The sequence below is a fragment of the Klebsiella planticola ATCC 33531 genome (assembly GCF_000735435.1).
Classification (GTDB): Bacteria; Pseudomonadota; Gammaproteobacteria; order Enterobacterales; family Enterobacteriaceae; genus Klebsiella; species Klebsiella planticola.
The window spans coordinates 26,539-32,948 of record NZ_JMPP01000068.1 but is presented as its reverse complement, the minus strand read 5'-3'; the positions used below and the strand labels follow the sequence as shown (position 1 = coordinate 32,948).

The window sequence follows — 6,410 nt, the reverse complement described above, 5'->3', positions numbered from 1 at the left end:
CCCTGAGCATTTGCTCAGGGCTTTTTCTTTTCCTGCTGTTCTATTTTTGCTTATTGAGCAAAAATCCTCTGCATTTATCGATCTTTTTCCCTTTCGTTACATCAACCATAATGACCTCAATCAGCCAACATTAAGAAATAACGAGGAATTTTATGGCAATCCCTGCATTTGGTCTTGGAACCTTCCGCCTGAAAGATGACGTGGTCATCGCATCAGTGAAAACGGCGCTGGAACTGGGATATCGTACGATTGATACCGCTCAGATTTATGATAACGAAGCCGCTGTTGGCCAGGCTATCGAAGAAAGCGCTGTGCCGCGTGATGAGCTGTTTATCACCACCAAAATCTGGATTGAAAACCTGAGCCCGGAAAAGCTTATCGCCAGTCTTGAAGAGAGCCTGCAGAAGCTGCGTACAGATTATGTCGATCTGACGCTGATCCACTGGCCGTCGCCGAATGATACCGTTGCCGTCGAAGCATTTATGCCTGCACTGCTGGAAGCGAAAAAGCAGGGTCTGACCCGTCAGATTGGCATCTCTAACTTCACGATTCCGCTAATGGAACGTGCGATTGCCGCCGTCGGTGCTGAAAATATCGCGACCAATCAGATTGAGCTCTCTCCGTACCTGCAAAACCGTAAAGTGGTGGAGTGGGCTACACAACACGGTATCCATATCACCTCTTACATGACGCTGGCTTATGGTAAGGCTCTGAAAGATGAAGTGATTGCCGGCATTGCGGCGAAACACAATGCGACGCCGGCACAGGTTATTCTGGCCTGGGCGATAGGTGAAGGCTACGCCGTAATCCCGTCGTCCACGAAGCGCGAAAATCTGGCAAGCAATTTGAAAGCTCAGGATCTGCAGCTGGATGCCAAGGATCGTCAGGCGATCGCCGCGCTGGATTGCAACGATCGTCTGGTTAGCCCGGAAGGCCTGGCGCCTGAGTGGGACTGATCGTCTGAATCAGCACGAGCGGCTGGCCGACTACGCGAAAAGAGCGGTCGGGAACGCGCGTATTACAGCTCCTGCGGGAGCTGTTTTACATGCTCGCTAAGAAAGTCGATAAATGCCCGGATGCGCGTGCTGACGGCTCTGTCACTGTAGTAAACCGCGCTGAACGGCATTTCAACCGGCAGGCGCTTCTCGGCCAGCAGTTCAACAAACTCCCCGCGCGCAATTTCCTGGTTGACCATATAATCGGACAGACAGGCAATACCATTCCCTGCCAGGCATAGCTGCTTAAGGGTTTCCCCGCTGTTCGATGAGATCTCACAATTCACTTCCAGCAGTTGACCATCGCAGCAGGAGACGGGCCAGGTATTCAACGAGACCGGTTCGGTAAAGCCCAGGCACAGGTGATCTTTCAGGTCAGCGACATTTTTCGGCGTACCGTGGCGAGCCAGATAGTCCGGGGAGGCGATAATTTTGCGGTAGCTGTTAAAAAGCGGCCGGGCGCGAAGGCTGGAATCTGTTAACGTACCGGCGCGGATCGCGACGTCGACTTTACGCTCAATCAGATTGATAAAGGTTTCTGATGACACCAGCGACAGGGTCATTTCCGGATAACGTTCGCGGAAAGGTTTCACCAGCGGCATCAGGAAATGCAGCATCACCGGCGTGGCGGCATCAACGCGTAACAATCCCCTCGGCGTCGTCCGTGTCTCCAGAAGTTCATTCTCCGCCGCCGCCATCTCCTGCAGGACAACCTGCATGCGACGAAAATAGCGCTCTCCTTCTTCGGTCAGATTGAGCTGACGGGTTGTACGGTTCAACAGGCTGACGCCAAGTTTTGATTCCAGCTTTTTTACCGCCCGACTGACGGCGGAATTAGCCTGCCCCAGCTGTTCAGCCGCCCGGCTAAAGCTCCCGCTTTCGACGACGGCGATAAAGATGGCTATCTCTTCTGAAGTGGCTCTCATTATTGCACCTGTAGCAAAATTCTATTGAGACTTTGATAGTTTTTGTTATTTAAACATCGCTTCATACTACGTGTCATCTTAATCCTGATGATACGGAGTAAATTATGCCACTGGCGCTACTTGCCTTAACAATCGGTGCCTTTGCTATTGGTACCACGGAATTTGTGATTGTGGGGCTGGTCCCCACGATTGCTGAACAACTGGCTATCTCGTTGCCTTCTGCCGGCCTGCTGGTTTCTATCTACGCTCTGGGGGTGGCCATCGGGGCACCGGTGCTGACCGCATTGACCGGGCGTATGCCGCGTAAACAGCTGCTGCTGGCGCTGATGGTGCTCTTTACCGCCGGTAACCTGCTGGCCTGGCAGGCTCCCGGTTATGCGACGCTGGTCTTTGCGCGTCTGCTGACTGGCCTGGCACACGGTGTGTTCTTCTCGATTGGCTCCACTATCGCGACGAGCCTGGTGCCGAAAGAGAAAGCCGCTTCGGCCATCGCCATTATGTTTGGTGGCTTAACGGTCGCCCTGGTGACCGGTGTACCGATAGGTACCTTTATCGGCCAGCATTTTGGCTGGCGAGAAACCTTTCTCGCCGTTTCGATTCTCGGCGTCATTGCACTGGTGAGCAGTCTGATTTTGGTACCGAACAACATCCCAGGCCGCGCCAGCGCAAGCCTGCGCGATCAGATTAAGGTCCTCACCCATCCGCGTCTGTTGATGATTTATGCCATCACCGCATTGGGATATGGCGGCGTCTTCACCGCGTTTACTTTCCTGGCTCCCATGATGCAGGAGCTGGCCGGGTTTAGCCCATCAACGGTGAGCTGGATTCTGTTGGGCTATGGTATCTCGGTGGCCGTTGGCAACGTCTGGGGCGGAAAACTGGCCGATAAGCATGGGGCCGTTGCGGCACTGAAGTTAATCTTTGCCGCGTTGGTAGTTCTGCTGCTGGTATTCCAGTTTACCGCCAGCATCCAGTATGCTGCGCTGGCAACGGTGCTGGTGATGGGGATTTTTGCCTTCGGTAACGTGCCGGGGCTGCAGGTTTACGTCGTGCAAAAAGCCGAGCAGTATACGCCGGGTGCGGTTGACGTGGCCTCCGGCCTGAATATCGCCGCGTTCAACGTTGGCATAGCGTTAGGTTCCGTTATCGGTGGACAAACGGTGGAGCGCTATGGGCTGGCCGAGACGCCGTGGATAGGGGCCGTCATCGTCTTCGCTGCGCTGCTGCTGGTTGTGCGCAGTGGTCGTCTGGATAAGTACCGACCGGCAAAGACGGTGAATGTCGAAGGATAAAGGTTTCTCGCGAATTGCATTGAAAGTACCAGTGAAAGTCCCTATAACAGAAGAACCAGCCGCAGTCAGGCTGGTTTCCTGTTATCGAGGTTTGATGCCCAAATTGCGAAAGAATACTTATGCTATGCGCTACGTTGCCGGACAGCCCGCGGAGAGAATTTTGCCTCCGGGGTCATTCGCAAGCGTGGGCCAGGCATTTCCTGCCGGCGTGCCATTAAGCACAGATGAAAAGATCCGCGTCCTGGTGTGGAATATCTTTAAGCAGCAGCGGGCGGAGTGGAAGTCCGTTCTCAAGAACTTCGGTAAAGATGCCCATCTTGTGCTGTTACAGGAAGCGCAAACTACCCCTGAAATGGTTCGATTTGCGACGACTAATTACCTGGCCGCCGATCAGGTTCCGGCTCTGGTGTTGCCGCAGCACCCCTCTGGCGTCATGACGCTGGCTTCGGCGCATCCGGTGTACTGCTGCCCGCTGCGCGAGCGTGAGCCGATTCTGCGGCTGGCAAAGTCTGCGTTAGTGACCGTGTATCCGCTGCCGGATACGCGTTTACTGATGGTTGTGAATATTCACGCAGTTAATTTCAGCCTCGGTGTCGATGTCTACAGCAAGCAGCTGCTGCCGATTGGCGATCAAATAGCCCATCACAGTGGCCCGGTGATTATGGCCGGTGATTTCAATGCCTGGAGCCGTTCACGAATGAATGCGCTCTATCACTTTGCGCGAGAAATGTCGCTGCGCGAAGTCCGTTTCCCTGACGATCAGCGCCGTCGGGCGTTTGGGCGTCCGCTTGATTTTGTATTCTATCGTGGGTTAAGCGTACACGATGCTTCCGTGCTGGTGACGCGCGCCTCTGACCACAACCCGCTACTAGTCGAATTCAGTCCCGGCAAGCCTGATTAATTAAGGTATGTCAGGCCTGCCACCGGGCAGGTCTGCGCTCAGCACGATGCTGCCCTTAATGATTCACACAACCGAAGGACAACACAATGACAACACGCTCTCACCATGACAATGTCGAAAAGCAGTTCGGCTCACAGGCTAGCGCCTATCTGACCAGCGCCGTACACGCTTCCGGGCGCGATCTGCAGCGCCTGGCCGAACGGCTGGCCGATTTCCCACAGGCAAAGTTGCTGGATATGGGATGCGGGGCAGGGCACGCCAGCTTTACTGCCGCGGGGCAGGTGGCGCAGGTTACGGCTTATGATTTATCGAGCCAGATGCTGGAGGTGGTTGCTGAAGCCGCAAAAGATAAAGGTTTCGCCAATATTGTTACTCAACAGGGGTATGCGGAAACGCTGCCGTTTGCCGATGATAGCTTTGATGTGGTGATAAGCCGCTATTCTGCCCATCACTGGCATGATGTTGGCCAGGCGCTGCGTGAGGTTAAGCGCGTCCTGAAGCCGGGCGGCGTGATGATAATTATGGATGTGATGTCGCCCGGGCATCCTGTACGCGATATCTGGCTGCAAACCGTTGAAGCGCTGCGTGATACGTCTCATGTACGAAACTACTCGAGCGGAGAATGGCTGGCATTAGCGAATGAGGCCGGGCTGGCGGTTAATCAGCTGTTGACCGATCGCTTGCCGCTGGAATTTTCCTCATGGGTGGCCCGTATGCGCACGCCAGCACCGCTGGTGGAGGCCATCCGTTTATATCAGGAGAGCGCATCCGCAGAGGTCAAAGCCTATTTCGCTTTGCAGCAGGACGGATCCTTTACCAGCGATACGATTATGTTTGAAGCGCATAAAGCGCTTTAAAACAAAAAACGCTTTAAAACAAAAAGGCACCGGGATCCGGTGCCTTTTCTACTAAGCAGATGTATCAGGAGTCTGGCCTGTCGCTGTTCTTCACGTACAGCGTCAGCTGGTCGCCAGGCTTCAGGTCATCAGTGCCGCTATTCCAGCGCATCACATCACGTGTATTCACGCCGTGACGTTTCGCGATGCTCGACAACGAATCACCTTTACGTACGCGATAGGTGATGCTATCGCTGTTGTTGGCAAGACGCTGTGCGCTGCTACCGGCGCCAATCACCAGGTTCTGACCCACTTTCAGCCCGGACCCGCGCAGGTTATTCCACTGCTGCAGATCTTTCGTCGATACGCCAAGACGCGATGCAATCCCGGAAACCGTATCGCCCGAACGCACCCTGTAGCTACGGCTGGTCAACGGCGTGTTGTCCGCCAGCAGCGTAGGTTGCACGGCTGCAATATCGCCAGAGGCCAGTGATTCACGCAGCTGAGCAGCGTGTTTCTGTGGCACCATAACGTACTTTGGCCCGCTGGCACCAAGGGTTGATCCTTTGACGCCGGCGTTGAAGGTTTTCAGCTTGCCGACAGGCATGCCTGCCATATCTGCGAGCTGGCTAATCTCAACCGGATTGTCGAGGCGAACACGCGCCAGCGCACGGCTTTCGTCTGCCGTCGGCAGCTTCACGCCATAACGTTTGCTGTTTTTGAGAATATCACTCAACGCCAGCATTTTTGGCACATACACCTTGGTTTCCCGCGGTAATGGCAGCGACCAGAAATCGGTGGGTTTACCACGCGAACGGTTCGCTTTCATTGCCTTCAGCACTCGACCTTCGCCGCTGTTGTACGCGGCGACCGTTAACAACCAGTCGCCGTCGAACATCTTGTTCAGACGCTGCATCATATCCAACGCCGCCGTGGTAGAGGCGACGACGTCACGACGCGCATCGTAGCTGCGGGTCTGTTTCAAACCATAATTGCGCCCGGTGCTCGGAATGATCTGCCAGATGCCTGCGGCATTGGCGCCAGACGTTGCGTGCGGGTCAAAAGCGCTCTCCACTATGGGTAGTAATACCAGTTCCATTGGCATGTTACGTTTCTTAACTTGCCCGGCTATCCAGTACATATACGGCTCTGCCCGTAAAGTTACATCGTGGAGATAGCTCTTATTACTTAAATACTTCTGTTTTTGTTCGCGAATCCGGGGATTTTCCGGTATTCCCATCTTTAGCTCGTCGCCTATGGAAGTCCACAGATCCTGGTCTTGCGCGTAGAAGGTTCCATCATCTAACCAGCGCGCTTGACTTGTGAACTTACCTGCTTCCCCTTGACCAGCTGCAGAAAGGCTCTGTGCGTGCTGTTGGACGTTGCCATCGTTTTTCGACGACTGGCACCCCACCAGCAGGACAGAGGCGAGTAAAATCGCTCGTGCCTTCATGTGTGTG

Annotated in this window: 7 protein-coding genes; 5 read left to right on the top strand and 2 right to left on the bottom strand. The window is 54.5% G+C overall.

Features of this window, described 5'->3' with window-relative positions; all coding sequences use genetic code 11:
• Both GRPL_RS28175 and dkgB read left to right on the top strand, forming a co-directional pair.
• The coding region (locus tag GRPL_RS28175; RefSeq protein ID WP_210434733.1) for a hypothetical protein at positions 1-199 on the top strand (199 nt) is incomplete at its 5' end.
• Positions 153-956 carry a 2,5-didehydrogluconate reductase DkgB gene (gene dkgB / locus GRPL_RS00620; protein WP_032700765.1) on the top strand — a complete coding sequence of 268 codons (804 nt, stop codon included), beginning with the start codon at positions 153-155 and terminating at the stop codon, positions 954-956. The genes GRPL_RS28175 and dkgB, both read left to right, overlap by 47 nt.
• Positions 957-1,018: 62 nt before the next feature.
• Here the strand turns inward: dkgB and yafC are convergent, their stop codons facing one another.
• Positions 1,019-1,921, bottom strand: a complete 903-nt coding sequence (gene yafC, locus GRPL_RS00625; RefSeq protein ID WP_032689387.1) for a DNA-binding transcriptional regulator YafC — start codon at positions 1,919-1,921, stop codon at positions 1,019-1,021.
• Between the two features lie 104 nt (positions 1,922-2,025).
• Here yafC and GRPL_RS00630 point away from each other — a divergent pair, with 104 nt between their 5' ends.
• The 3 genes from GRPL_RS00630 to GRPL_RS00640 all read left to right on the top strand — a co-directional run bounded on the left by GRPL_RS00630 (position 2,026) and on the right by GRPL_RS00640 (position 4,971).
• Complete coding sequence (locus tag GRPL_RS00630; RefSeq protein ID WP_032700764.1) at positions 2,026-3,213, top strand: MFS transporter; 1,188 nt, start codon at positions 2,026-2,028, stop codon at positions 3,211-3,213.
• A 103-nt stretch (positions 3,214-3,316) separates the two neighbouring features.
• Positions 3,317-4,114: an endonuclease/exonuclease/phosphatase family protein gene (locus GRPL_RS00635; protein ID WP_015585098.1), complete on the top strand. Its 798-nt coding sequence runs from the start codon at positions 3,317-3,319 to the stop codon at positions 4,112-4,114.
• Between the two features lie 86 nt (positions 4,115-4,200).
• A complete protein-coding gene (locus GRPL_RS00640) occupies positions 4,201-4,971 on the top strand; it encodes a class I SAM-dependent methyltransferase (protein ID WP_032689384.1) in 771 nt (256 codons plus the stop codon).
• 64 nt (positions 4,972-5,035) lie between these two features.
• On the opposite strand, the gene mltD is transcribed toward GRPL_RS00640, so the two are convergent.
• Complete coding sequence (mltD, locus tag GRPL_RS0126110) at positions 5,036-6,403, bottom strand: murein transglycosylase D (RefSeq protein WP_032700763.1); 1,368 nt, start codon at positions 6,401-6,403, stop codon at positions 5,036-5,038.
• Between the last annotated feature and the right edge of the window lie 7 nt (positions 6,404-6,410).

What these genes read in the sequence shown, in the direction of transcription:
- dkgB (WP_032700765.1), top strand. Translation starts at nt 153, where the DNA reads ATGGCAATCCCTGCATTTGGTCTTGGAACCTTCCGCCTGAAAGATGAC.
- yafC (WP_032689387.1), bottom strand. Translation starts at nt 1,921, where the DNA reads ATGAGAGCCACTTCAGAAGAGATAGCCATCTTTATCGCCGTCGTCGAA.
- GRPL_RS00630 (WP_032700764.1), top strand. Translation starts at nt 2,026, where the DNA reads ATGCCACTGGCGCTACTTGCCTTAACAATCGGTGCCTTTGCTATTGGT.
- GRPL_RS00640 (WP_032689384.1), top strand. Translation starts at nt 4,201, where the DNA reads ATGACAACACGCTCTCACCATGACAATGTCGAAAAGCAGTTCGGCTCA.
- mltD (WP_032700763.1), bottom strand. Translation starts at nt 6,403, where the DNA reads ATGAAGGCACGAGCGATTTTACTCGCCTCTGTCCTGCTGGTGGGGTGC.